22 protein-coding genes are annotated in these 25,542 nt (G+C 61.8%); 9 read left to right on the top strand and 13 right to left on the bottom strand.

Going from position 1 to position 25,542, the window contains the following annotated elements:
* Positions 1-14: 14 nt before the first annotated feature.
* From paaA to paaF, 7 genes are all read right to left on the bottom strand, one after another.
* Positions 15-1,004, bottom strand: a complete 990-nt coding sequence (gene paaA / locus AC1RDQ_RS03215) for a 1,2-phenylacetyl-CoA epoxidase subunit PaaA (protein WP_223531706.1) — start codon at positions 1,002-1,004, stop codon at positions 15-17.
* Positions 1,005-2,290: 1,286 nt separating this feature from the next.
* Positions 2,291-3,616, bottom strand: coding sequence for a phenylacetate--CoA ligase PaaK (paaK, locus tag AC1RDQ_RS03210; protein ID WP_057713982.1), 1,326 nt, complete (start codon positions 3,614-3,616; stop codon positions 2,291-2,293).
* Between the two features lie 99 nt (positions 3,617-3,715).
* Positions 3,716-4,927, bottom strand: coding sequence for a 3-oxoadipyl-CoA thiolase (gene pcaF, locus AC1RDQ_RS03205; RefSeq protein ID WP_492586292.1), 1,212 nt, complete (start codon positions 4,925-4,927; stop codon positions 3,716-3,718).
* Entirely contained in the window at positions 4,920-5,369 is a 450-nt protein-coding gene (gene paaI / locus AC1RDQ_RS03200; protein WP_492586290.1) for a hydroxyphenylacetyl-CoA thioesterase PaaI, read from the bottom strand. Before paaI ends, pcaF begins: the two co-directional genes overlap by 8 nt.
* Complete coding sequence (gene paaH / locus AC1RDQ_RS03195) at positions 5,362-6,879, bottom strand: 3-hydroxyacyl-CoA dehydrogenase PaaH (RefSeq protein WP_492586288.1); 1,518 nt, start codon at positions 6,877-6,879, stop codon at positions 5,362-5,364. The genes paaI and paaH overlap by 8 nt, the downstream gene beginning before the upstream one ends.
* A gap of 3 nt (positions 6,880-6,882) precedes the next feature.
* Complete coding sequence (gene paaG / locus AC1RDQ_RS03190; protein ID WP_492586286.1) at positions 6,883-7,674, bottom strand: 2-(1,2-epoxy-1,2-dihydrophenyl)acetyl-CoA isomerase PaaG; 792 nt, start codon at positions 7,672-7,674, stop codon at positions 6,883-6,885.
* 51 nt (positions 7,675-7,725) lie between these two features.
* Entirely contained in the window at positions 7,726-8,499 is a 774-nt protein-coding gene (gene paaF, locus AC1RDQ_RS03185; protein WP_492586284.1) for a 2,3-dehydroadipyl-CoA hydratase PaaF, read from the bottom strand.
* A 348-nt stretch (positions 8,500-8,847) separates the two neighbouring features.
* On the opposite strand from paaF, the gene paaY reads away from it, so the two are divergent.
* The 3 genes from paaY to feaR all read left to right on the top strand — a co-directional run bounded on the left by paaY (position 8,848) and on the right by feaR (position 11,560).
* The gene (gene paaY, locus AC1RDQ_RS03180) at positions 8,848-9,444 is read left to right on the top strand and encodes a phenylacetic acid degradation protein PaaY (RefSeq protein WP_492586282.1); all 597 of its coding nucleotides are present in this window, start codon (positions 8,848-8,850) and stop codon (positions 9,442-9,444) included.
* A 176-nt stretch (positions 9,445-9,620) separates the two neighbouring features.
* Entirely contained in the window at positions 9,621-10,544 is a 924-nt protein-coding gene (paaX, locus tag AC1RDQ_RS03175) for a phenylacetic acid degradation operon negative regulatory protein PaaX (RefSeq protein ID WP_007972019.1), read from the top strand.
* A gap of 101 nt (positions 10,545-10,645) precedes the next feature.
* Positions 10,646-11,560 carry a transcriptional regulator FeaR gene (gene feaR, locus AC1RDQ_RS03170; RefSeq protein WP_492586280.1) on the top strand — a complete coding sequence of 305 codons (915 nt, stop codon included), beginning with the start codon at positions 10,646-10,648 and terminating at the stop codon, positions 11,558-11,560.
* Positions 11,561-11,691: 131 nt separating this feature from the next.
* Here feaR and tynA read toward each other — a convergent pair whose 3' ends face one another.
* Positions 11,692-13,980: a primary-amine oxidase gene (tynA, locus tag AC1RDQ_RS03165; protein ID WP_492586278.1), complete on the bottom strand. Its 2,289-nt coding sequence runs from the start codon at positions 13,978-13,980 to the stop codon at positions 11,692-11,694.
* A 233-nt stretch (positions 13,981-14,213) separates the two neighbouring features.
* On the opposite strand from tynA, the gene AC1RDQ_RS03160 reads away from it, so the two are divergent.
* The 3 genes from AC1RDQ_RS03160 (at position 14,214) to AC1RDQ_RS03150 (ending at position 18,260) form a co-directional block, all read left to right on the top strand.
* Entirely contained in the window at positions 14,214-14,714 is a 501-nt protein-coding gene (locus AC1RDQ_RS03160) for a sigma-70 family RNA polymerase sigma factor (protein WP_492586276.1), read from the top strand.
* Positions 14,715-14,754: 40 nt separating this feature from the next.
* Positions 14,755-15,738 (top strand): FecR family protein, encoded by a 984-nt coding sequence (locus AC1RDQ_RS03155; RefSeq protein ID WP_492586274.1) that lies wholly within the window; start codon positions 14,755-14,757, stop codon positions 15,736-15,738.
* A gap of 98 nt (positions 15,739-15,836) precedes the next feature.
* Entirely contained in the window at positions 15,837-18,260 is a 2,424-nt protein-coding gene (locus AC1RDQ_RS03150; protein WP_154863640.1) for a TonB-dependent siderophore receptor, read from the top strand.
* Positions 18,261-18,346: 86 nt separating this feature from the next.
* Here the strand turns inward: AC1RDQ_RS03150 and AC1RDQ_RS03145 are convergent, their stop codons facing one another.
* Positions 18,347-19,498, bottom strand: coding sequence for an MFS transporter (locus AC1RDQ_RS03145; protein ID WP_492586272.1), 1,152 nt, complete (start codon positions 19,496-19,498; stop codon positions 18,347-18,349).
* Positions 19,499-19,663: 165 nt separating this feature from the next.
* Between AC1RDQ_RS03145 and AC1RDQ_RS03140 the strand changes: the two genes are divergently transcribed.
* Positions 19,664-20,656, top strand: a complete 993-nt coding sequence (locus AC1RDQ_RS03140; RefSeq protein ID WP_489848190.1) for a diaminopimelate epimerase — start codon at positions 19,664-19,666, stop codon at positions 20,654-20,656.
* A 111-nt stretch (positions 20,657-20,767) separates the two neighbouring features.
* Here the strand turns inward: AC1RDQ_RS03140 and codA are convergent, their stop codons facing one another.
* The 4 genes from codA to AC1RDQ_RS03120 all read right to left on the bottom strand — a co-directional run bounded on the left by codA (position 20,768) and on the right by AC1RDQ_RS03120 (position 24,677).
* The gene (codA, locus tag AC1RDQ_RS03135) at positions 20,768-22,012 is read right to left on the bottom strand and encodes a cytosine deaminase (RefSeq protein WP_090456830.1); all 1,245 of its coding nucleotides are present in this window, start codon (positions 22,010-22,012) and stop codon (positions 20,768-20,770) included.
* Positions 22,013-22,133: 121 nt separating this feature from the next.
* Positions 22,134-22,955, bottom strand: coding sequence for an alpha/beta fold hydrolase (locus tag AC1RDQ_RS03130; RefSeq protein WP_492586270.1), 822 nt, complete (start codon positions 22,953-22,955; stop codon positions 22,134-22,136).
* 210 nt (positions 22,956-23,165) lie between these two features.
* Positions 23,166-23,522: a 6-carboxytetrahydropterin synthase QueD gene (gene queD / locus AC1RDQ_RS03125; protein ID WP_008021670.1), complete on the bottom strand. Its 357-nt coding sequence runs from the start codon at positions 23,520-23,522 to the stop codon at positions 23,166-23,168.
* A gap of 75 nt (positions 23,523-23,597) precedes the next feature.
* Positions 23,598-24,677, bottom strand: coding sequence for a hypothetical protein (locus AC1RDQ_RS03120; protein WP_057713998.1), 1,080 nt, complete (start codon positions 24,675-24,677; stop codon positions 23,598-23,600).
* 234 nt (positions 24,678-24,911) lie between these two features.
* Between AC1RDQ_RS03120 and AC1RDQ_RS03115 the strand changes: the two genes are divergently transcribed.
* Together AC1RDQ_RS03115 and AC1RDQ_RS03110 are read left to right on the top strand one after the other, a co-directional pair.
* On the top strand, positions 24,912-25,220 hold the full coding sequence (locus tag AC1RDQ_RS03115) for a PepSY domain-containing protein (protein ID WP_090456824.1): 309 nt from the start codon (positions 24,912-24,914) through the stop codon (positions 25,218-25,220).
* Positions 25,220-25,540, top strand: coding sequence for a PepSY domain-containing protein (locus AC1RDQ_RS03110; RefSeq protein WP_057714000.1), 321 nt, complete (start codon positions 25,220-25,222; stop codon positions 25,538-25,540). Before AC1RDQ_RS03115 ends, AC1RDQ_RS03110 begins: the two co-directional genes overlap by 1 nt.
* The last annotated feature ends 2 nt before the right edge of the window (positions 25,541-25,542 follow it).

Genomic DNA, 25,542 nt, shown 5'->3' with positions numbered 1-25,542 from the left:
ATCAGGTGGCCGGATCAGGCGGCGTTCTTGTTTTGTTTTTTGCGGGCGTGGGCAACGGCGGCTTCACGAACCCAGGCGCCGTCTTCGATCGCCTTGCGGCGGGTGGCGACGCGTTCCTGGTTGCACGGGCCGTTGCCCTTGAGCACTTCGTAGAATTCGTTCCACTGGATTTCGCCGAAGTCGTAGTGGCCGCGTTCGGCGTTCCACTTCAGGTCCGGGTCGGGGCAGGTGCAGCCCAATAGCTCAAGCTGCGGGATGGTCTGGTCGATGAAGCGCTGGCGCAGTTCGTCGTTGCTCTGGCGCTTGATTTTCCAGGCCATGGACTGGGCGCTGTTCGGCGAATGTTCATCGCTTGGGCCAAACATCATCAGCGACGGCCACCACAGGCGGTTGATCGCGTCCTGGACCATGTCTTTTTGCGCCTGGGTACCGTGACGCATCATGGTCAGGAGGATTTCGTAGCCCTGGCGCTGGTGGAAACTCTCTTCCTTGCAGATGCGGATCATCGCCCGGGAATATGGGCCGTAGGAGGTGCGCTGCAGCACCACCTGGTTGACGATCGCCGCGCCATCCACCAGCCAGCCCACCGCGCCCATGTCGGCCCAGTTCAGCGTCGGGTAATTGAAGATGCTCGAGTACTTGGCCTTGCCGCTGTGCAGCTTGGCGATTTCTTCATCGCGGTCGGCGCCCAGGGTTTCCATGGCGCTGTACAGGTATAGGCCGTGGCCGGCTTCGTCCTGGATCTTGGCCATCAGTTGCAGTTTGCGTTTGAGGCTTGGCGCGCGGGTGACCCAGTTGCCTTCGGGCAGCATGCCGACGATTTCGGAGTGGGCGTGCTGGGAAATTTGCCGGATCAGGGTCTGGCGGTAGGCATCTGGCATCCAGTTCTTGGCTTCGATCTTGATTTCTGAATCGATTTTTTCCTGGAAGGCGCGTTCCTGTTCGGACATTTCCGAGAGGTCCTTGATGCGCTTTACGCCGGTTTCTACGAGCTGTGCGTACATTTTTGAGTTCCCGCCTTGAATCTGTTCTGGGGCATGGAGAACTTTATAAGCGATACAGAATTTAATATCAAACACAAAATGACGTGTCGTAATTGTTTTTTGTATCGCTTTGGGATGAATGGGGGGGAGGTCGGCGTACATATCCATTTCTTTGGTAACGGCCACTGGCGGTTTCGCCCTTACGGCGACTCACTTTTTTTTCAAACGCCAAAAAAAAGTAAGCAAAAAAAGGCTCGCCCCGAGCGTCCGGCCCCTCGCTAAGGCTCGGCGTTCCTTCGCTCCGGCATTCATCCGGGGGCATTGCCCTCCGGTTTGCTTCGCTGCACCTACATGCAATGTGTTCGACTGCGTCGAACGGCGCTGCGCGCCAATCCCCGGATGAATACCTCCACTCAGCCTCCCGAAGGGGCGGGTGGATCAAGATCAAGAGCTGCAGGCGAGCTAACGCTCGGCCTGATGAGTGGTGAAGAGCATCGGTGTACGCCGATCTGCTTTTGCTCTTCTGTGGGGGCGAGCTTGCTCGCGATGGCGGCCTGACAGCCGACCTGGTTTTTGCAGATGTCCCCAACCCCTGTGGGAGCGGGCTTGCCCGCGAAGGCGGCCTGACAGCCGACCAATTTCTTGCAGACCTACCCGGATCAACTGTAGGAGCGAGCCTGCTCGCGAAGGCGGCCCGACAGCCGACCTGATTCTGGCGGATGTACCTCGGCCCTGTGGGAGCGGGCTTGCCCGCGAAGGCGGCCTGCCAGCCGACCGAAATCTTGCAGATGTACTCGATACCTGTGGGAGCGAGCTTGCTCGCGATAGCGACCTGCCAGCCGACCAGGTACATCACAGTCGAACGAACCCAGCCAACAGGCCGGCCGGTAGGCCGCCTCGGGCGCTGTTGCGGTGTACGCCCCCTCGTGAGGCCGAGTGGAGGTTCTGCGCAGTGGGCAACCCGGCATGGATGCCGGGTTAGCCGCCCCCGGCCATGGATGGCCGATGGCGGCGGGCCCACGGAGCAGGACCGGAGCGAGGGCATGCCGAGCCTAAGCGAGGCACCGAATGTCAGGGGCAAGAGCCCTTGGTTACTTGGGGCTTTTCCAAGTGACCCGCCGTAAGGGCGGAACCCTAAGCGGCCGTTACCGCAGCAATGGATATGTACACCCGTAAAAAACACGTCGCCTGACACAAAGCCATCGCGAGCAAGCTCGCTCCCACAGGAATAGTGATCGGCGCCAAAGTCGGTAAAGCCCCGGCAAAAAAAAGCCCCGCAAAAAGCGGGGCCATAAAGGGTGCAGCAGTCATGCTTTAGGACGTTTATCCACTACGTGGCAAGCCTTGCCTTCCGAGCGCTTGATCGAATGGAACGGCTGCAAAACGATCCGCGAACTGATCCCGATGTACGTCTTGATATGCCGGCTCAATTCCCCGCAAACAGCCTTCTGCTGTTCATCGCCCAGGTGCTGGTGCTCAGCCTTGAGCTCGACATGCACATCAACGCTGTCCAGGTTGCCATTGCGATACAGATGAATCTCATAGCACTCGGCAAGTTGTTTGACTTTCAGAACCTGCTCTTCGATCTGCGTCGGAAACACGTTAACGCCGCGGATGATCAGCATGTCATCGCTGCGTCCGGTGATCTTGTCGATGCGTCGCATGGGACGCGCGGTGCCCGGCAGCAGGCGCGTCAGGTCGCGGGTGCGGTAGCGGATCATCGGCAGGGCTTCTTTGCTCAGGGAGGTGAACACCAGTTCGCCCATCTGCCCGTCCGGCAGTACTTCGCCCGTGACCGGGTCGATGATTTCCGGGTAGAAGTGGTCTTCCCAGATGGTCGGGCCGTCCTTGGTTTCGGCGCATTCCATGGCCACGCCCGGGCCCATGATTTCCGACAGGCCGTAGATGTCCAGGGCGGTGATGCCCATGCGTGCTTCGATGGCGCTGCGCAGTTCGGCGGTCCACGGCTCGGCGCCGAAGATGCCCAGGCGCAGGGCCAGTTTGTGCGGGTCGATGCCCTGGCGCTCGATTTCATCGGCGATGTTGAGCATGTAGGACGGCGTGACCATGATGATGTCCGGCTGGAAATCCTTGATCAGCTGCACCTGTTTTTCGGTCTGGCCACCGGACATCGGGATCACCGTACAGCCCAGGCGTTCGGCACCGTAGTGCGCGCCGAGGCCGCCGGTGAACAGGCCGTAGCCATAGGAAATGTGCACCTTGTCGCCACGATGGCCACCGGCGGCGCGGATCGAACGCGCAACCACGTTGGCCCAGGTGTCGATGTCATTCTGGGTGTAGCCGACCACGGTCGGTTTGCCGGTGGTGCCGCTGGACGCGTGCAGGCGCACGATGTCGTGCATCGGCACGGCAAACATGCCGTAGGGGTAGTTGTCCCGCAGGTCGGACTTGGTGGTGAAAGGGAATTTCGCCAGGTCGTCCAGGGACTTGATGTCGTCGGGGTGCACGCCCAGCGCATCGAAGCGCTGACGGTACAGCGGCACGTTGTTGTAGGCGTGGTTCAGGCTCCAGCGCAGGCGCTCCAGCTGATGCTGGCGCAGCTCGTCGATGCTGGCGGTTTCCAGCGGGTCCAGCACAGGGTTCAGCACGGCTTGGGCAATTGGCATGTTCATGTGTTCACTCGAATTGTTTTTGTGTTCCAGCCCTTTTGCACAAGGGCTTTGAGTGCATGCCCCAAGGATACCTCTCGGCTCCCCGGGAATCGCGATTCTTTAGTGGGATAGACGCTCGATGATCAGCGCGATTCCCTGGCCGACACCGATGCACATGGTGCACAGGGCGTAGCGGCCGTTCCGTTCTTCAAGCTCATGCAGGGCGGTGGTGACCAAGCGTGCGCCGCTCATGCCCAACGGGTGGCCCAGGGCGATGGCGCCGCCGTTGGGGTTGACCCGCGGATCGGTGTCGCTCAGGCCCAGTTCGCGCAGCACCGCCAGGCCCTGTGCGGCGAAGGCTTCGTTGAGCTCGATCACGTCCATGTCGGCCAGGCTCAGGTTGGCCACCTCCAGCACCTTGCGGGTGGCTGGCACCGGGCCGATGCCCATGATCCGTGGTTCAACGCCAGCCGTGGCCATGGCCACGACCCGGCCACGGGCGGTCAGGCCGTGGCGTTTGGCGGCTTCCGGGCTGGCCAGCAGCAGCGCGCAGGCACCGTCGTTGACCCCGGAGGCGTTGCCGGCGGTGATGCTGCCGCCTTCGCGGAACGGCGTGCCGAGTTTGGCAAGCTGCTCAAGGGTGGTATCGCCGCGAGGATGTTCGTCGTGCTCAACCAACTTGGCCGGGCCTTTGCGCTGGGGGATTTCCACCGGGACGATCTCTTTGGCCAGACGCCCGCTGGCCTGGGCAGCGGTAGCGCGTTGCTGGCTGCGCAGGGCGAAGGCGTCCTGGTCGGCCCGGGAGATGTTGAACTGTTCGGCGACGTTCTCTGCCGTTTCCGGCATGGAGTCGATGCCATAGGCCTTTTTCATCAACGGATTGACGAAGCGCCAGCCGATGGTGGTATCGAAGATTTCGGCCGCACGGGAAAACGCCTGCTCGGCCTTGCCCATCACCAGTGGCGCGCGGGACATGGACTCGACGCCACCGACCAGCATCAGCCCGGTTTCGCCACTGCGAATGGCGCGGGCGGCGGTGCCGATGGCATCGAGCCCGGAGCCGCACAGGCGATTGAGGGTGGTACCCGGCACGCTGACCGGCAACCCGGCCAGCAGTGCCGACATGCGCGCGACGTTGCGGTTGTCTTCGCCGGCCTGGTTGGCGCAGCCGTAGATCACGTCGTCAACCGTGTTCCAGTCCACTTGCGGGTGGCGGCGCAGCAGTTCGCGCAGCGGTACCGCGCCGAGGTCGTCGGCGCGCACGCTGCTCAGGACACCGGCGTAACGGCCAATCGGGGTCCGGACTGCGTCGATGATCAGGGCGTCATTCATTCGGGTTCTCCTGCGTCAGCACCGGGCCGCGCACTTTGTAGGATTTGCCATGGAACAGGGCGATCAACTGGCCCTGCTGGTTTTCGATGCGCACGTCGTAGTTGCCAGTGCGACCCGAACGGCTCTGCTCGATGCAGTCGGCGTTCAGCGTGTCACCCAGGCGCGCCGGGGCGATGTAGTCGATGCTGCAACCGATGGCCACGGTGGCTTCGTTGTAACTGTTGCAGGCAAAGGCGAATGCCGAATCGGCGAGGGCGAACAGGTAGCCGCCGTGGCAGGTGCCGTGACCCTGGATCATGTCGGCCTGCACCGTCATGCCCACTCGCGCGCAACCGGGGCCGGCCGAGAGCAGGCGCATGCCCATGGCCTGGCTGGCGGCGTCGCGCTGGAACAGCGATTGCGCGCATTCACTGGCCAGGGTCATGGCTTCATGGTTAGTCATGGAATGTTCTCCCTTCGGTGGCGCGACGGCGCAGCAGCAGCGACGGCCGGTAGCGTTCTTCGCCATAACTGGCTTGCAGGTTTTCCAGCGTTTCAAGAATGTGCGAAAGGCCAATGGCATCGGCCCAGGCCAGCGGCCCCTGTGGATAATTGACCCCGGCGCGCATGGCCAGATCGATGTCGGCGGCCGAGGCCACGCCTTGCAGCAGGGCGTCGGCGGCTTCGTTGGCGAGCATGGCTACAGTGCGCAGGACGGCGAGGGCCGGGCTGTCGCTGAGCAGGCTGACCATGAGGCCGGCCCGTTGCAGCAGGGCAACGCCTTGTTCGAGGGCCAGCGGTTCAATGCCTGCCGCATGGCTGATAGCGATGCGTTTGGCGTTGCCGTAATCGAACGCCAGATCCAGCAGGATCAGGTTACGCAGCCCATCCTCCCGGGCGCGCTGGCAGGCCATGCGGCCATCGCTCAGGGCCAGCACCGCGTCACCCACTCGCAGCAATCCGCGGCCGTCGCGCCGGATGACTTCGACACCTTGCTCGCTCAAGCGCGCCAGCAAACCTTGGGCGATGCCAAGGTCACCTTCGGCGATACAAGTCTCGACGCTCGCGCTGCTGCTGATTTCAGCTGCTTGCGGACGTTCGGCGCCTTGGGCGTAGCTGTAGAAACCCTGTCCGCTTTTACGTCCCAGACGCCCGCCATCCACCAGTTCTTTCTGGATCAGCGACGGCAGGAAGCGGGTGTCCTGGTAATAAGCGTCGAACACCGAGCAGGTCACGGCGTAGTTGACGTCATGGCCGATCAAGTCGGTCAGTTCGAACGCGCCCATGGCAAAGCCGCCGGCCTCGCGCATCAACGCATCCAGGGTTGAGCAGTCGGCCGCGCCTTCCTGCAGCATCCGCAGGCTTTCGGCATAGAACGGCCGGGCCACGCGGTTGACGATGAAGCCCGGTGTGGAGCGGGTGTGCACCGGTTTTTTGCCCCAGGCCTTGGCCGTGTCGTACAGGCACTCGGCGAGTGCCGGATCGCTGGCCAGGCCGCAGACGACTTCCACCAGCGCCATCACCGGTGCCGGGTTGAAGAAGTGCAGGCCGAGCAAGCGTTGTGGATGATCAAGCTGCGCGGCGATGCTGGTGATCGACAGCGACGAGGTGTTGCTGGCGAGGATGCAATGCTCGCCGCAGATGCCTTCGAGCTGGCGGAACAGCGCGCGCTTGATCTCAAGGTTCTCGACGATGGCTTCGATGATCAGATCGCAGTCGGCCAGGGTTTCGATGACTTCCACCGCTTGCAGGCGCGCAACGGTGGCGCTGCGCGACTCGGCCGACAGCTTGCCGTTCTCGACTCGCTTGCCCAGTTGTCGGTCGATGCCTTCAATCGCTTGGGCGGCTGCACCGGGACGATTGTCCAGCAGCAAGACCGGATGGCCGGCCTGGGCCGCGACCTGGGCGATACCGGCACCCATGGCCCCGGCGCCGATCACGGCGATGCGTGCAGATGTGTTCAATGCGGTCATGGCTCAGCGTCCCTTGAAAACTGGGGTGCGTTTTTCCATGAAGGCACCGACGCCTTCGCGGTAGTCCTCGCTGCGCCCGGCCAGACGTTGCAGGTCTTTCTCCAGCTCGAGCTGTTCGTCAAAGCTGTTGCTCATGCTGGCGTTCAGGCTGCGTTTGATCAGCGCCAGACCGTAGGTCGGTTGTGTGGCGAGGTGGCGGGCCAGCTTCAGGGCTTCATCGCGCAGTTCGGCGTCTTCCACACACTGGTAAATCAAGCCCCATTGCTCGGCTTGTTCGGCGCTAAGGCGGTTGCCCAGTAGTGCCAAAGCCTTGGCCCGGGCCATGCCCACAAGACGCGGCAGGGTCCAGGTGCCGCCTGAATCAGGGATCAGGCCAATCTTGCAGAACGCCTGGATGAAACTGGCCGAACGCGCCGCCAGTACCAGGTCACAGGCCAGCGGAATGTTGGCGCCAGCCCCGGCGGCCACGCCGTTGACCGCGCAGATCACCGGCAGCGGCAGGTCGCGCAACTGGCGGATCAGCGGGTTGTAGAACTTCTCGATGGACTCGCCCAGATCCGGTACGGCGCTGCCCGGCGCGACATTGCGGTCGCTCAGGTCCTGCCCGGCGCAGAAGCCGCGACCTTCACCGGTCAGCAGCAGCACGCGCACGTCCGGGTTCTGCCGCACTTGCTTGAGTGCTTCCTTCACTTCGCCATGCATCTGGGTGTTGAAGCTGTTGAGCTGGTCTGGCCGGTTGAGGCTGAGCAGGGCGACGCCGGCGTTGATGGAAAACAGGATGTGTTCGAAGTTCATGGTCTTGGCGTTCTCTTGGCAGTCGTTCGAATTCGGATGTCAGTGGCCGTTTTATTGCCCGGTGAAAGTCGGGCTGCGCTTTTCCTGGAAGGCCGCAATGCCCTCGTCGCGGTCGCGGGTGCCGGCCAGCACGGTGAAGGCGTGACGCTCGAAACGCAGGCCGGTGGCCAGGTCCGTGTCCATGGCCTTGAGCAGCGCCTCCTTGGCCAGGCGCACCGCCAGTGGCGCCTTGGCCGCAATGCTGCGAGCGATGTGCAGGGCGCGATCGACGGTAAATTCCGGCTGGGTCACTTCGCTGACCAGACCGACGCGCTGGGCCTGACGGGCGTCGATCGGCTCGCCCGTCAGCACCATTTGCATGGCCATGGATTTGCCGACGGCGCGCAGCAGACGTTGGGTACCACCGGCGCCGGGCATGATCCCGAGGTTGATTTCCGGCTGGCCGAAGCGGGCGTCTTCGCCGGCAATAATGATGTCGGCGTGCATCGCCAGTTCGCAGCCGCCGCCGAGGGCGAAGCCGTTGACCGCGGCGATCAGCGGTTTGCTGAAGCGGGTGATGGCTTGCCACGAGGCCTGGCGCGGGTCGTCGAGGATGCCGACCAGATTGCGCTCGGCCATTTCCTTGATGTCGGCACCGGCGGCGAAGGCTTTGCGGCTGCCGGTGAGCACCACGGCACGGGTGTCGGGGTCGGCTTGCGCGATGTTCAGTTCAGCGGCCAGTTCGCCCAGCAACTCGGTGGTCAGGGCGTTCAGGGCTTGCGGGCGCTGCAGGGTAATCAGGCGGACACCAGGCTCGATCAATTCGACGGCAAGGGTCAGAGGCATGGCGGATGCTCTCACGGTGCACGCTCGGCGGGGTGCCGGCTCGTTATTGGATCGGCCGCATGGGCCGGTTTTGCCCAAGTATAGCTATAACGTGATACGTAAAAGCAATACGTAAATAGATTTAATGTGTCTTATTGATGTGCGTTTTGATTTTTCATCTTCCCGCTGAAGGAGTGCTGATAGCGGGTTCTGCCTAGAAAACATTGGGTTTTATGGTGATTTTTGAGGCGTGCTGGCATTCGTCGGAAAGGTGTATTTCAAGTGATACGGTTTTTAGTCTTTGTGCTGTTAAAAGTGATGTGATACAAAATGAGTCATTATTTGCATCGCTTTGTGAAGGAAGCTTCCATGACCTGCTACAGCCTTGATGGCCTGACTCCGGTGGTTGATCCGAGCGCTTATGTGCATCCGTCCGCCGTATTGATCGGTGACGTGATCATCGGCCCCCATTGCTATGTCGGCCCGCTGGCCAGCCTGCGCGGGGATTTCGGGCGGATCGTGCTGGAAGAGGGCGCCAACCTGCAGGACACCTGCGTGATGCACGGTTTCCCCGACAGCGACACCGTGGTCGAGCGCAATGGCCACATCGGCCACGGTGCGGTGCTGCACGGTTGCCGGATTGGCGCCGATGCGCTGGTGGGCATGAATGCGGTGGTGATGGACAACGCCCGGATCGGTCCGCGTTCATTCGTTTCGGCGGCGGCGTTCGTCAAGGCCGGTTTCGAATGCCCGGAGCAGTCGCTGGTCATGGGCGCACCGGCCAGCATCAAGCGCAGCCTCAGCGATCAGGAAGTGGCGTGGAAGCAGGCGGGCACACGTGAGTATCAGGAATTGGCCAAGCGTTGCCTGGAACAGATGCAGGTCTGCGAGCCGCTGGCCGAGCCGGAAGCTGATCGCCCGCGCATCAGCGACAGGGGGTTGCGGCCCAAGGGCAGTTCCCAGTGAATACAAATCCCTTTGTAGGAGCGAGCTTGCTCGCGATGGACGTCAACGATGACGCGGGCTGTCTGAATGCCCGTGTTGTCCGGACGTTTTTCGCGAGCAGGCTCGCTCCTACAGGTGGATGCGATTAACAGGCAGAGTTTCGGTATATTCCTTTTCTTTTTTTACACGGAACGCCCATGTCGTCCCTGACTCCCTTGAACCATCTGATTACCCGCTTCCAGGAGCAGACGCCGATCCGCGCCAGTTCCTTGATCATCACGTTGTACGGGGATGCCATCGAACCCCATGGCGGCACCGTCTGGCTGGGCAGCCTGATTCAGTTGCTCGAGCCCATCGGCATCAACGAGCGGCTGATTCGCACCTCGATTTTTCGCCTGACCAAAGAAGGCTGGCTGACCGCCGAGAAGGTCGGTCGCCGCAGTTACTACAGCCTGACCGGCACCGGTCGCCGGCGTTTCGACAAGGCCTTCAAGCGGGTCTACAGCACTACGATGCCGGCCTGGGATGGTTCCTGGTGCCTGGTGATGCTCTCGCAACTGACCCAGGACAAACGCAAACAGGTGCGTGAAGAACTGGAGTGGCAGGGTTTCGGCGCGATTTCGCCGGTGGTGCTGGCCTGTCCGCGCAGCGACCGTTCCGACGTCAACGCGACCCTGCTCGACCTCGGCGCGCAGGAAGACACCATTGTCTTCGAAACCACCGCCCAGGATGTACTGGCCTCCAAGGCCCTGCGCCTGCAGGTGCGCGAGAGCTGGAACATCGAGGAGCTGGCCGCGCACTACAGCGAGTTCATCCAGCTGTTCCGGCCGCTGTGGCAAGCCCTGCGCGAGCAGGAAAACCTGCAACCGGCCGACTGCTTCCTGGCGCGGGTGCTGCTGATTCACGAGTACCGCAAGCTGCTGCTGCGCGACCCGCAACTGCCGGACGAGTTGCTGCCCGGCGATTGGGAAGGCCGCGCCGCCCGCCAGTTGTGCCGCAACATTTACCGTTTGATCTACGCCAAGGCCGAAGAATGGCTGAACGCCGCACTGGAAACGGCCGACGGCCCGTTGCCGGATGTGGGTGAAAGCTTCTATCGGCGTTTTGGCGGACTGAAATAGCACGTCATTGTTCAGGGAGTGGTGCGGTTCAGGAGACTCGAAGTATCCGATGTCGTGTGGATTGACGTAGACAATAAAAATAAGCCTGCGTGAGGCCTGACATGATTTCCACAACAGCACAGCGCCATGATGGGTTCGACCAGTGGATCCATCAGATCAACCAGATCTGTGGCGCCTTCAACGCACAACCCCTGGGCAGCGACTTTTCCGGACGTATCCGCGAATATCAGAGCGATGCGCTCAAACTCAGTTTCGTCGACGTGTGCCAGGCGCGTTTGTACCGTACGCCCCAGGAAGTCGCGGCGGGCGAGGGCGGCAAGTATTTTGCGGTGTTCCAACTCGACGGCACGGCGGGCATGGCCCAAGGCGACGACAAGGTCTTGCTGTCCCCCGGCGACATCACGCTGATCGATGCTTCGCGGCCCAGCGACTTCACCTACGGCGAAAACTCCCGGCAGTTGTCGCTGATCCTGCCATATCAACTGGTCGAGCAAACCCTGCGCTTCAATCAGGTCAAGTGCGGCCACCGGATTGCAGCAACCTCGCCCATCGCGATGCTCTCGCACCGGTTGATCCTCGATGCCACCCGCCAGCAGCACCTGACCCGGCAGGAAAGCGAAGCGACCCTGGAGGCGATTGTCAGTCTGTTGCGCCCGGCGATCAGCCAGGCCGACGATTGCACCGATGCCCATGAGCGGATCTTTCGCAAGACGCTCACCTGCATCGACGAAAACATTCGCTCCGAAGACCTGTGCCCGGAATGGCTGGCGCGGGAAGTCGGCATCTCCACCCGTGGCCTGTACCGGATGTTTGCCAAGAAAGGGCTGGTGGTCGCGCGCTACATCAAGAACCGTCGCCTGGACCTGTGCGCCGAATCCCTGCGCCAATCGGGCAAGGAGGAGAAGTTGTCGGTGCTGGGGTATTCGTGGGGGTTTTCCGATTCGAGTTACTTCTCGACAGCGTTCAAGTCGCGCTTCGGCATTGCGCCGGGGGAGTATCGCAAGCGGCATGCGTGAGATTTTGCCTGTACCTGTAGGAGCGAGCTTGCTCGCGAAAAACGTCAGGACAACGCGGGTATTCAGACAGCCCGCGTCATCGTTGACATCCATCGCGAGCGGGCTCGCTCCTACAGGTTTTTGCGTGTGCCTTATTTCGGTGAGCTGAGGTTCAACGTCGGCGTTTCATCGAAGAAATTCCACGGCTTCAAGAGCACATGCACCCATTCGGTCGGCATGATCGGCCACTCTTCGGCGCGGGCGATGTGGGTGGTGCCGGTGGTCAGCCAGACCACGTCGTCGGTGTTCTCGATGGAGTGATTGTCCTGGGTGAACTGCCCCAGGCCCGAGTCCTTGTCCGAGCGGTTCGGGTATTTGCCTTCCGGGTACTTTTCCTCCGGGTTGTATTGCGTCACCCACAGCTGCTTGTCCATGAAACTCAGGCGGTGGTAGAGCCATTCGTCCTTGCCGAAGTTGGCACCCTTGGCCACCGGGTGCGTGCCGCCGGCATAAGGGATCAGCTGATAGGAAACCGGGTTGCCGACCTTGTTCTCCTTGCTGAAGTTGGTCAGCAGGCGCACGGTCGACGGGTCGAACTTCTGCGCCGCTTGCTGTTCGGTAGTGACCACTTTGGTTTCGGTCTGCATGGTGCTGGTGCGTGGCCCGCCACGGTCGTTGGGCAACACCACCGGGTTCACTTCCACCAGCGAGTTTTGCTCGCCGTCCACGTCCATATCGAGACGGAAGTTGTAGATGTGCTGGTGTGTGGTGCCGACGATGTTGTGGTCGAGCAGGGTACCGTAGCGCGTGTCTTCCCTGGCGGTGTCTTCGTGCATGGTTTTCGATTTCACACCCTTGACCGCTTCGATACCGGTGGCGCCGGCGTCGATGCCGATGGTGCCGTTCTGCTGGAAGACCCAGTCGAAGATGTAGTCGTAGTTGCCCACGGTGCTGATCCAGCGCACCACCAGCTCACGGCGCTCGGTACTGAGGTTGGGCTGGCCCATTTCCTGGTGTTTGTATTCGGGGCCGGCGTAGCGTTCGAACACCGCCATGGCGCGCGGGATTGCGGTCGGTGCGCCGGTGTAGTCGGCGATGGTGGCGTCCAGCAGCACGGCGTTTTGCGGGGCGTCTTTGCCACGGGCAATCGGCGAGGTCAGGGTGCCCATGCCGTAGTCGCCGGAGTCGAGGTAGGCCTTGAAGTACCAACCGACGTCCGGGTCGCCGTAAGGCACGATCATGCCGCCCAGCGAGCCTTCGTACATGATCTTGCGTTTCTTGCCTTTGTCGTCGTAGGTGACGGTGGACAGGATCGGCCCGACCCGCGAATCGAGGCGAACATGGAAGTCCCAGTTCTGCCAGTGAATGCTGTTGCCGCTGATGGTGTAGTTCTTGCCCTCGGGCTCGATGATTTCCAGCGGTTTGACTGCGACGCCCTGGCGTCCGCGACCGTCATACGGCGTCGGATTCATCGGCACCGGAATGAGCGCTTCGTCTTCGATCTTGATCAGCTTCTTCTGTTCCAGGTCGACAATCGCCACCAGGCCTTCAATCGGGTGCGCCCAGTAGTTGCCGTCACCGGTGTTGAGGTAGCTGACGATTTTCAGCAGGCGCTTGTCCTGCGCCAGGCCGTCCTTGCCGTCGAAGAAACCGACAGTCAGCGGCGTGGCCACAACCTTTTTCACATCGTTGATGCCGCGCTTGGCCAGGGCCTGGGCGTATTCCGGGCTGGTTTCCACAGCCGTCTGCACCGTTGCGAAATCGTCCAGCAGCACCATGCCGTGGGCGCGTTCGATTGGTTTCCAGGACTTGAGTTCTTTTATGTCGAGGTCGACCAGGGCTTCGATCACGTGCTTGCCGTCGAGCACCACGATTGAGGCCTCACGCGGCTGGGCGACGTTTTGCCCGGTGAAGACGAAGTTCCACACCTGATCCTTCGGCGGCTCCTTGACCGAGACTTCGGTGAAGCGGAAGCCAGGCTTGTAGTTTTCCGATTTCTTGACGATGTCCACTGCCGTGGTGATTTCGGCTGCGCTCAGGGGGTTGAGCGGGTTGGGGCGGGTCTCGACGACGAAGGTCTTGTCCAGCCCGGACTGGAACACCTGGTTGATAAAGTCCTTGGACATGAACGCCGTATGGTCCTTGAACACCACCGGCACCGTCAGCTCGATACGCTTGCCGTTGAGCATCGCCACTTTGCTGTCGGGCTTGACCTTGAGGTAGACCCCGTCCTTGGCAATGGTGAACAGGTTGGCGTAATCGTCCCATTTCACCGTGGCGCCAAATTCCTCAAGACCCGCTTGCAGCGGCACCATTTCGGCGTGACCGCCGTGGGCCTGGGCATTACCCGTCCAGAACGGCAGGCCGAGGGTGCTCAGGGTGATGGCCAGGGCGAGGCGGGCCAGCGGTGTTCTCTTGGGCGATGCTTTGGGGCTGAACATGTGTGAATTCCTGGGTGAAAGCCGGGTACGGGCATTTCTGCACTTTGTTACAACCAGTCAATGGCTGCATTTGAATGCCTGCCAGATTTCTTTGGTTCCGTGCCGCAATTGAGCTTTCCTGACGAAATGCACAATGGCAAGGGGATAAAGTGCCCTGTGTGGCGGACGCAAACCATTGCTTCAAGTTAATAGGAAGCATTACTATTCACGCCCCGTCTCCACAGCACACCGCAATGACCCTCAAGCTGCCCCGCAGACACGGCTTTTTCGAGCATTACGAAGAGTTGGTTGGCACCTGGACCCGTCGCCTGAGGAATCGTCAGCAGGCCGAGGACCTGGCCCACGATACCTTCGTGCGGGTGCTTGAGTCCGATTCGGGGGTGGTGCAGCAGCCCCGGGCGTATTTGCACCAGACCGCGCGCAACATTGCCGTGGATGGTTATCGGCGTGAGGACCGGCGGGGCGCCATGGAGTCAGAGGCGATCGATCTCAGTGAGTCGCCGACCGGCGACCCGGAGCATTTCATGCACGCGATCCAGCTGGCTGATTCCATCGAACGGGCGCTCACCGAGCTGCCGGTCAACTGCCGCAAGGTGTTTGTCTGGCAGAAAATCGAGGGCCTGACCCAGGCCGAAATCGCCGAACGCCTGGGGCTGTCCAAGAACATGGTGGAAAAGTATATGATCCGCACGCTTCGGCATCTGCGCGATCGCCTGGACGGGTTGCAGTCATGACCGGCCGCGCCTTCTCCTCCCCAGCCAAACAGGAACTTCCATGATGGATACTCGTGATTGTGCGTGCGGGCAAACAGCGGTTCGCGATGACGCGGCGCAGTGGTTTGTGCGTTTGCAGGAGCCTGTTGCCGATGTCGAAGTGCGGCGTCAGTTTCAACTCTGGCTGGAGCAGCACCCCCAGCACCTTAGCGAATTCGAAGTGCTCCAGGGCTTGTGGAGCGCCGCCGACCTGGTGCCGACGGCGCGCTTGCGGGCCCTGTGTGAAACCCCGCCAGCCCTGAAAAAACGTCGTCCCGTGCTGCGTTACGCGGTGGCTGCCAGCGTGTTGGCGGTAGCGCTCGGCCTGGGTTTGTTCAGCGGCCTGAATCATCCGGCGCCTTATATCGCCGAGTTTTCAACGGCCCTGAATGAGCGACGCCAGGTGGCGTTGCCCGATGGCTCGGTGGTCGATCTGGACAGCCGCAGCCGGATTCAGGTGCGCTTTGAAAAGGATCGCCGCAACGTCGAGCTGACCGAAGGCGAAGCGATGTTCAGCGTCGAGCATGACACTGGCCGGCCTTTCGTGGTCGCGGCGGGCAGCGGCAAGGTCACGGTCACCGGCACCCGATTCGACGTACGACATGGCGCCAGCGAAACCCGGGTGGTGGTGGAGCGGGGCAGCGTCAAGGTTCAAGGTCGCGACGCCGCCGATAACGATTTCATCAATCTGACGGCAGGCCTTGGCACCCACGTCGATGCCCAGGGCAAAGTTGCCGCCGCCTATGCCGTCAACCCGGCGGAAATGACCGCCTGGCGCAACGGCAAACTGGTGTTCAACAATGCCAGCCTGGCCGATGTCGCCGAGCAGGTCTCGCGCTATCGCGAGAAGCCACTCAAGGTCGCCAGTGCAGCGGTGGGCGATCTGCGCCTGACCAGCGTGTTCAAATCCGACAACACCGATGCGCTGCTCAAGGCCTTGCCGAGCATCCTCCCCGTGGCCGTGCGCACCCTTGGCGATGGCAGCCAGGAAATAATTTCAAAATAAAATTCAGGTTTTTTTCGAGTTCATCGTCTTCCTGTTCAACTGCAACTGGTTTGCATTAACAAGCGCACACTCTTGCGATCCACAGGATTACGTTCGACGTGAAAAATTCCACCGCTAAAAACAACAAACTCCCCTGGTTACCGCTGGCCCTCGCGCTGGCGGTCAACGTTGCGCTGCCCCAGGCCTTTGCCGCCGATGCCATCCGCATCCCGGCGCAACCCTTGGGACAGGCCCTGAGTCAGTTGGGCCAGCAAACCTCGCTTCAGGTGTTCTTCAGCCCTGAACTGGTCGCCGGCAAGCAGGCTCCGGCGGTGGATGGCAACCTTTCCCCGGAAGACGCGCTGCGCCAGTTGCTGCAAGGCAGCGGCCTGCAATACCAGATCGATGAAGGTTCGGTGACGCTGATGCCGGCACCAGCATCGGCGGCCAGCGGTCCACTGGAACTGGGCGTGACTGACATCAAGGTTGTCGGTAACTGGCTCGGCGACGCCGATGCCGCCGTGGTGCAGAACCACCCCGGGGCACGAACCGTGATCCGCCGCGAAGCCATGGTCGAGCAGGGCGCGATGAACGTCGGCGACGTACTCAAACGTGTCCCGGGTGTGCAGGTGCAGGACGCCAACGGAACCGGTGGCAGCGACATTTCCCTCAACGTCGGCGTGCGCGGCCTGACTTCGCGCCTGTCGCCTCGCTCCACCGTGCTGATCGACGGTATCCCGGCGGCGTTCGCTCCTTACGGTCAGCCGCAACTGTCCATGGCGCCGATTTCCTCGGGCAACCTCGACAGCATCGACGTGGTGCGCGGTGCCGGTTCCGTACGCTACGGACCACAAAACGTCGGCGGCGTGATCAACTTCGTGACCCGCGCGATCCCGGAACAAGCCTCCGCGGAAATCGGCACCACCCTGGAAACCTCGCAACACGGTGGCTGGAAGCACATCGACACCGCGTTCATGGGCGGCACCGCCGACAACGGCATGGGCGTGGCGCTGTTGTATTCCGGCGTGAACGGCAACGGTTACCGTGAAAGCAACAACGGCAACGACATCGACGACGTGATCCTCAAGACCCATTGGGCGCCGACCGATGTCGACGATTTCAGCCTCAACTTTCACTACTACGATGCCAAGGCCGACATGCCCGGCGGCCTGACCCAGGCGCAGTACGACGCCGACCCGTTCCAGTCCGTGCGCGACCACGACAACTTCAGCGGCCGCCGCAAGGATGTGTCGTTCAAGTGGGTGCGGCAGATCGACGATCGCACCCAGGCCGAAGTGCTGACCTACTACACCGACAGTTTCCGTGGCAGCAACATCGCCTCCCGTGACCTGAAGACACTCAACTCCTACCCGCGCACCTACTACACCTACGGTATCGAACCACGGGTGTCTCACGTCTTCGATGTGGGCCCTACCACCCAGGAAGTCAGCGTCGGTTATCGCTACCTGAAAGAGGCCATGCACGAAGAGGCCAGCCGTGTGGCGCTGGTCAACAATGAGCCGGTCGTGCGTCCGGGGGCGGACGGCCATGTCTATCAGGACCGTACCGGTGGAACCGAGGCCAATTCGGTCTACGTCGACAACAAGATTGACGTTGGCAACTGGACTGTCACGCCAGGCATTCGCTTCGAGCACATCAGCACCGATTGGCACGATCGCCCGGTACTCGATAACGCCGGTAAACGGGTGCCGGAGAAAAAACGCAGCATCGAGAGCAATGAGCCGCTGCCGGCCCTGAGCGTGATGTATCACATGTCCGATGCCTGGAAGTTGTTCGCCAACTACGAAACCTCGTTCGGCGCGCTGCAGTATTTCCAGCTGGGGCAGGGCGGTATCGGTAATGAGCCCGCCAACGGCCTGGAGCCGGAAAAGGCCAAGACCTACGAAATCGGTACGCGCTACAACGATGACGTGTGGGGCGGTGAAGTGACGCTGTTCTACATCGACTTCGACGACGAACTGCAATACATCAGCAATGACGTGGGCTGGACCAACCTCGGCGCGACCAAGCACCAGGGTATCGAAGCCTCGGTGCACTACGACATGGCCGCGCTGAACCCGATGCTGGACGGCCTGACCGCCAACGCCGGTTTCACCTACACCCGCGCCACCTACGAAGGTGAGATCCCGGGCTTCAAGGGCCGTGACCTGCCGTTCTACTCCCGCCAGGTGGCCACCGCCGGCCTGCGTTACGACGTCAACCGCTGGACTTACAACCTCGATGCGTTCGCCCAGTCCAAGCAGCGCTCGCCGGGCACCGGCGTGAACGCCGATGGCAGCTTCAACGGCGACTACATCACTGAAGGCACCGCTGATGGCCAGTTCGGTGATATCCCGGGTTACGTGCTCTGGAACGCACGTGCCGGCTATGACTTCGGTCCGCAGGTGTCGAACCTGAAACTGGGGGCGGGGGTGAAGAACATCTTCGACAAGCAGTACTTCACCCGTTCCAGCGACAACAACTCGGGCATGTATGTCGGTGCGCCGCGCACGTTCTTTGTGCAGGCCAGTGTCGGGTTCTGATAGACCGAGGTGAATTCATCGCGAGCAAGCTCGCTCCCACAGGTTCCGTGTGATCCCTGTGGGAGCGAGCTTGCTCGCGATGCGTTTCAGACCTTCAACACTCTCCCGCCAATGGCAACCGCCACCAGCAACACCGCCATCAGGGCAAAGGCAAAACTCAAGCTGCTGCCATGGGCGACGAAGCCGATGACGGCGGGGCCTGCCAGTATGCCCGCATAACCCAGGGTGGTAATGGCCGGCACGGCGATGCTTTCGGGCATGACCGTCTGCTTGCCGACCGCGGTGTACAGTATCGGCACAATGTTCGAGCAACCGGCACCCAGCAACGCATAACCCACCAGCGCCGCCTCCCAGCTCGGTGCGAACGTCGCCAGAAACAAACCTGCGGCGGCGGTCAGCCCGCCGGACACAATCACCCGCGTCGCGCCCAACCGCCGTACGATTTTGTCACCGGTCAAACGCCCGACCGTCATGGTCAAGGCAAACGCCGCATAACCGAGCCCCGCATACGCGGTGTCGATGCCACGTTCCTGTGTCAGGAACACCGCGCTCCAGTCCAGCGCAGCGCCTTCGGCGAGGAACACGATGAAGCACATGCCGCCAATGAACAGGACGATGCCATGGGGCACGGCAAACGCCGGTCCCGAACTCTCGCTGCCGTAGGGCAACAGATGCGGCACGGCCTTGGCCAGCGCGATCAGCAGCAACACGATCACCACCAGCGTGGCCCCCAGAGGGGAGATCCCCAGGCCAAGCAATCCGCTGACGCCTGCCGCGCCGACAATCCCGCCCAGGCTGAACAGGCCATGGAACCCCGACATCATGTTTTTGCCGCTGGCGCGCTCGACGATCACCGCTTGCAGGTTGACCGTCGAATCCACGGTGCCCAGCCCCGCGCCGAACATGAACAATGCGGCGATCAGCGCCGGAATCGACGACACCGTCGCCAGCAGCGGCAGGGCGGCACAGATCAGCAGGGTCCCGCCGGCCGTCACCCGCCGGCAGCCGAAACGTGTGGACAGGATCCCGGCCAGCGGCATCGCCAGGATAGAACCTACCCCCAGGCACAGCAGCAACAATCCCAGGGTGCCTTCATCCAGTCCGGCCCGGGCCTTGGCATAGGGCACCAGCGGTGCCCACGCGGCGATGCCGACCCCGGCGATGAAAAAGGCGATGCGCGTGGACATCTGTTCCAGGCGCCCGGGTACGAAGGTGGTTTGGCTGTTGAGGCTGGTCATAACAATCCTTGGCAAAAAGCGTCGCGTCCTCAACGGACAGTGATCGGCCTGTGAGGGTTCGATCAGTGCCCGGAAAGTTTTACGGTCAAACAGGGCGATATGGTTGCACAGCGCCAGTGTTTTTCGCGATATGTTGAACCATTCCAATGACACACGGAGGGCGCCATGGCGCAGAGGTACGATGCACGGGGCAACATTTACATCGTGGTAACGCCCGAAGAACTGCGCCGCCAGGGCATCGACCTGCCCGACCAGGCCAGCCAGGCAGCGCAAACCCTTGAAGCCTGGGCGCTGGCCGCGATCGAGGCTTGCTGCAGCTGGGCTCCAGGCACTCAACCGTCCGGTAGCAAGGATCATCGCAGCGACGGTTTGCTGGTCGGACCGTTTCAGTCGTCGCCTCCCTTTGATCTGTTGATCGTCAACACCGACGGTACCCTGGCCGAGCGCAGTGGCAACGGGCTGACGATTTTTTCCCAGGCCCTCAGTGATCAAGGGCTGTTGCCGCAGAACGAAGCCTGTCTGCTCAGGGTTCACCACGACAAGGCTGATTCGCCTTCGCCGGGGCAGACTTCAGTGAAAGCCGCAGAGGTCGAGGGCGTGAAGGGTTTTTGGCTCGATCTGGGCCAGCCGGGATTCGGGCCGTCGGCGGTCAGTGCTCACGGGGTTGAAGCGGCGATGTTCAATGGTCGCGAACTCAGCCACGTTGAACAATTGTCGGCACTCAATAGTGCATGGTCGCACAGCCAGTTCGCGCGGGTCGGCAATCCCCATTGCGTGACGCTGGTGGAAAGTGCCGAGGACCTGCCGAGCAACGAGCAGATGCGCGAGCCGGCGCTGGGTGAGGGGCTGACGCGAATCGCCTACGCCATGCCGGTCGGCGCAGGCAAGCCTTGTCCGGCGGGAATCAACCTGCAATGGGCAATGCGCGTGTCCGAAGGACACATCGCCGCGCGGGTATTCGAGCGGGGCGAGGGGCCGACGGCGTCGTCGGGGACCAGCGCCAGCGCAGTGGCCTGTGCGGCCTGGCGGGCAGGTTGGGTCAGCGCCGGGGAGGTGAAGGTGACGATGCCGGGTGGCACGGCGCCGATCTTGCTGGCGGAAGAGTTGGGGGAGTTGAGTCGGGTCAGTCTGTTTGGTACGGCTCGAATGATCGATTGATTGTTAGATTGCCATCGCGAGCAAGCTCGCTCCCACAGTGGTTTTATGTCGTTCACAAAACCTGTAGGAGCGAGACTGCTCGCGATGGGGCCAGTCCAGTCAGCGCAAGTTTCAGCCCAGCCCACTGAACTCCACCACCGGCATCGTCCGCTTCATCAAGACCTTGCCATCGCGCACCGAGTACAGCGGCAACCCCTGGCTGCGGATCATCTCGTAATCACTCTCCGCCGACAGAATCAGCAGGTTCGCCGGCCGCCCGCGCTCCAGGCCATAGCGATCGCCGAGGTTCATGGCTCGGGCGCTATTGTCCGTCACCAGGTCCAGCGCACTTTGCAGGTTGCGATAACCGAGCATGTGGCAGATGTGCAGGCCGGCTTCGAGCACCCGCAGAATGTTGCCGTTGCCCAGCGGGTACCACGGATCGACGATGGAGTCCTGGCCGAAGCACACGTTCATGCCTGCTTCCAGCAACTCGTTGACCCGGGTCACGCCCCGGCGTTTCGGAAAACTGTCGAATCGACCTTGCAGGTGGATGCTTTCGGTGGGGCAGGAGACAAAGCTGATCCCCGAGTGCCCGAGCAAGCGAAACAGTTTGGCGCAGTAGGCGTTGTCGTAGGAGCCCATGGCCGTGGTGTGGCTGGCCGTGACCCGCGAACCCATGTCGCGGCTGCGGGCCTCTTCGGCGAGCACTTCGAGAAAGCGTGAATGCGGGTCGTCGGTTTCGTCGCAATGCACATCCACCAGGCAACCGCTGCGTTCGGCCAGGTCCATGAGAAACTTCACCGAGCTGACGCCCTGATCGCGGGTGTATTCGAAATGCGGAATGCCACCTACCACGTCGGCGCCCATGCGGATCGCTTCTTCCATCAATTCGCGACCATTGCGGTAGGACTCGATGCCTTCCTGAGGGAATGCGACGATTTGCAGGTCGACCAGGTGCCGGCTTTCCTCGCGTACTTCGAGCATCGCCTTGAGCGCGGTCAGTTGCGGGTCGGTGACGTCGACGTGGGTGCGCACATGCTGGATTCCGTGGGCGGCGAGGGTCTGGATGGTTTTCTTTGCCCGGGCCTTGGTGTCTTCCTGGGTGATGGTCGCCTTGCGTTCGCCCCAGCACTCGATGCCTTCGAACAGCGTGCCGCTCATGTTCCAGCGCGGCTCGCCGGCGGTCAGGGTTGCGTCGAGGTGGATGTGCGGCTCGACAAAAGGCGGCACCACCAGGTTGCCCCCGGCATCCAGATCGTCAGGGCCCAGGGTCGGGGCTTCGATCTGGCGGCCGATGCTGCTGATCAGGCCGTTTTCCAGGTTCAACTCATGCAGGCCTTCCTGGTTGCGCAGACGGGCATTGATGATGTGCATCGGGCAGATCCTTTTGGCGAATCGTTTAGGCAATGCTCTTACGTTAGCTCGCCAGCGGCGATTCCCGCCAGTGACATTGATCACCACCGTTCAAATGTGGGAGCGGGTTTGTTCTGGAGGATTACTGCAGGGGCAAAAACCGCAGCAGCGCCGCGACTACCGCTTCGGGCGCGTCTTCCTGAACCAGATGACCGGCGTTGGGAATCGGATAAAACCGCGATCCGGGAATCATCTGCTGCAAGGCCCGCCCGCGTTCGATGGGAATCCACTGGTCATCTTCACCCCAGAGAATCTGCACCGGGCAGCGAATCGTCGAGTACAGGCCCTCGGCCTCGCAGGTATAACGCTCGTTCATCTGCGCGATCTGCCGGTAGAACGCCGCTTGCCCCGGCTCTCCCAGCCACGGCTGAACATAGGGGGCGAGTTCGCGGTCCGGGATTTTCCGCTTGATCGCCCCGCGGATGTAAGCCGGCACGATCGCTTGCTGGATGTAATCGGGCAGTCCGCTGAAGGCGGCTTCATGCTGGCGCACATGCTGCACGAACGGCGAACCCCAGGGCGTGAGCGCCACCGGGTCGATCAGTGTCAGGCTGCGGTAATCCTTGCCGTTTAGCAGGTGCGTTCGCAGGGCTGTGGCACCGCCAAAGTCATGGGCCACCACGTCGGGGCGATCCAGGCCCCAATGATCCAGCAACTGCGTCAGCAATTCGTTCTGCACACCCAGGGACACGTCACCATCAACTTTCTCGGATTGCCCGTAGCCCAGCAAATCGAAATAGTGCACCCGGTGCGTGGTGATGAAGTGCGGGGCAATCCGGTGCCAGACATAAGAGGAGAAGGGCGTGCCATGCACGAACACCAGCGGCGGGCCGTCGCCGCGCACGGCGTAGCGCACGGAGTGCCCTTTGAAGCGGTAGGTCTGGGGCAGTGGCCAGTCAGTCATAGGTGTGTCCTCTTGGCGGGTGCGAGGCAAAAAGCATAGGCATAAAAAAACAGCCGATGAAGGCTGTTTTCTTTTTCTCTGACAAAACGCTGTTCCATTGTGGGAGCGAGCTTGTTCGCGATGGCGTTGTGTCAGTCACATCGATGTTGAATGTGGCGCCGTCATCGCGAGCAAGCTCGCTCCCACAGGGTTCTGCATTTGTCTGCCGGCTTATTCGCCGCGATAGATGCAACCGCTGGTGCAGGTCTCGTGGATACGGATCGCGCTGAGTTCCGGCAGCAGAGGCTTCAATTCCTGCCAGATAAACTTGGCCAGCACTTCGCTGGTCGGGTTTTCCAGGCCAGGAATGTCGTTCAGGTAGTTGTGGTCCAGACGCTCGTACAACGGCTTGAAGATCTCCTTGATTTCCGAGAAGTCGCGGATCCAGCCGGTGTGCGGGTCGAGGTCGCCGCTCAGGTGGATTGCCACTTTGAACGAGTGACCGTGCAGGCGCCCGCACTTGTGGCCGTCCGGTACGTGGGGCAGGCGGTGGGCGGATTCGAAGGTAAACTCTTTGAAAATTTCCACAGTATCTTCAGCTCTGTTCAGGTGGCGTTCGCCGCAGCGATTCGGGCAGGTGGCGAGTTTACCAGTTTGTCCTGACTAAAGGGTCAGCAAGCGCTCGCCCAGGCGACCGTTGGCGGCCAGTTCGAGGAATTCGTCGCCCAGGCGGCGGCTTTCGTCCATGGTCGTGCGCCAGTATTTCTGCCGGCTCGGGGCGTCGCCCATGAAACGCTTGAAGTCGTTACGGTCCGGCAGTTTGCCGTAGGGCAGGCGCGCCAGGTACTCCTTCGACGGCGCCAGCAACAGCACGTTCTGCAAGCGAACCGGGCAGGCGCGGCGCCATGGCAGGGTCTTGTCGAACCAGCCGGGAATCACCCGGTCGGTGAAATGCGGGTACAGCACGATGTCGTTGCCGCTGTAGGGCAGGTCCAGGTGGTAATCCAGCAGACCGCCGTCGCGGAAGGTCCCGGCGCCGGCGCCCGGCAGGTCGCGCACGCCTTGCATCACCATCGGGATCGAGCCCGAGGCCAGCAGGGCCTGGCGCAAGTTGCCGGCATTGAGGGCGACGAAGCGCGACGGGAAGTCATTCAAGGCATTGACTGGCGGCGCCAGGCGCGGGTCGTGGATGATCAGGCGTTCGAAGTGTCGTGCCAGCCGCGCCCGGCCGCGCAGGTTGTCGGCGATGACCGACGACAGGCCCAGCCCGAGGCGGCCGCGATGATCGTCGGCGAGCAGACCGTGGCTTTTGACCAACATGATGTTCAGGCGGTAATGGTTGTTGTCGAGGATTGAGGCATCGCGACCGTCGAGCAGGTCATTGAGCATGCGCTGTGAGCTCTGGCTGATCTGCGCCATGGTCACGCCTTTGGCAAAGTGTTGCTCGGTGTAGAGCTGCCCGAGACGCCGGATGCCCTCGGCAGCGTCCGGCAGGCAGGCGCTGGCGAAGCGCCAGGAACCAACCGATGCACCAATCAGCGAGCGTTCCCGCGGTGCCGCCGGCAGCCACTCGCCGAACAGCGCCAGGTCCAGACCCTGAATCCCCAGCGCTTTCGGACCGCCAGCCGCGCCAGGCAAGGTGCCGACGTCGGCGGCGTTCAAGCCGCTGTCACGAATGCGCGCAAAGGCACCTGGACCGGCCTTGAGGGTCAGGGAGGGGAACTTGATGTGGATGGCGGTCATTAAAGTCTCGATGTCGGGCCGACAGAAATTATAAACACGATCACTGTAGGAGCGAGCCTGCTCGCGATAGCGGTGTTGCAGTCACATCATTGTTGGATGTGCCGCCGCCATCGCGAGCAAGCTCGCTCCCACAAAGGAGGGCGGTGTTGCCAATGATGGCAATTCAGTTTCAATTAAGTTCATCCGGTTAAGGTGGCGCCCACAGGCAGTACCTGAAGAAATACGGAGACACCCATGAAAACCCTGACCGCCCTGTTCACCGCGTCGATCCTCGGCATGACCGCAAGCCTCGCCCACGCCCGGGAACTTGGCCCGGATGAAGCGCTGAGATTGCGCGACGCTGGTACCATTGTGTCGTTCGAGACACTCAATGCCAACGCGGTGGCCAGGCATCCGGGTTCCACCGTCAGTGAAACCGAGCTGGAACAGCGTTATGGCAAATACCTGTACAAGGTCGAGCTGCGCGATCCTCAGGGCATCGACTGGGATGTGGAATTAGACGCTGTCAGCGGGCAGGTTCTCAAGGATCATCAGGATTCGTAATGAAGGTGTTTTTATTCAAGCGATGCACCGGTAGCCGGATGGCGCTGTTGCTTCTGGCATTTTGCTCGGCAGTGTTGGCCCGCGACTTGGATCAGGATGAGGCCTTGAGCCTGCGTCAACAGGGCGTGATCCTGCCGCTGGAGCAACTGCTGCAGCAGGCGATGGGTCACTACCCCGGTGCGAAGCTGCTGGAAGCCGAGCTCGAAGAAAAACACGACGTCTACATTTATGAAGTCGAGCTGCTGACCCCTGAGGGCGTGGTCCGCGAACTGGGCATCGACGCCACCACCGGCCGTTTACTCAAAGACAAGGAAGACTGATC

The organism is Pseudomonas sp. GW823-FHT02E01 (assembly GCF_058797535.1).
Note: the sequence above shows the minus strand (reverse complement) of the source record. Positions and strands in the feature narration are given on the sequence as shown.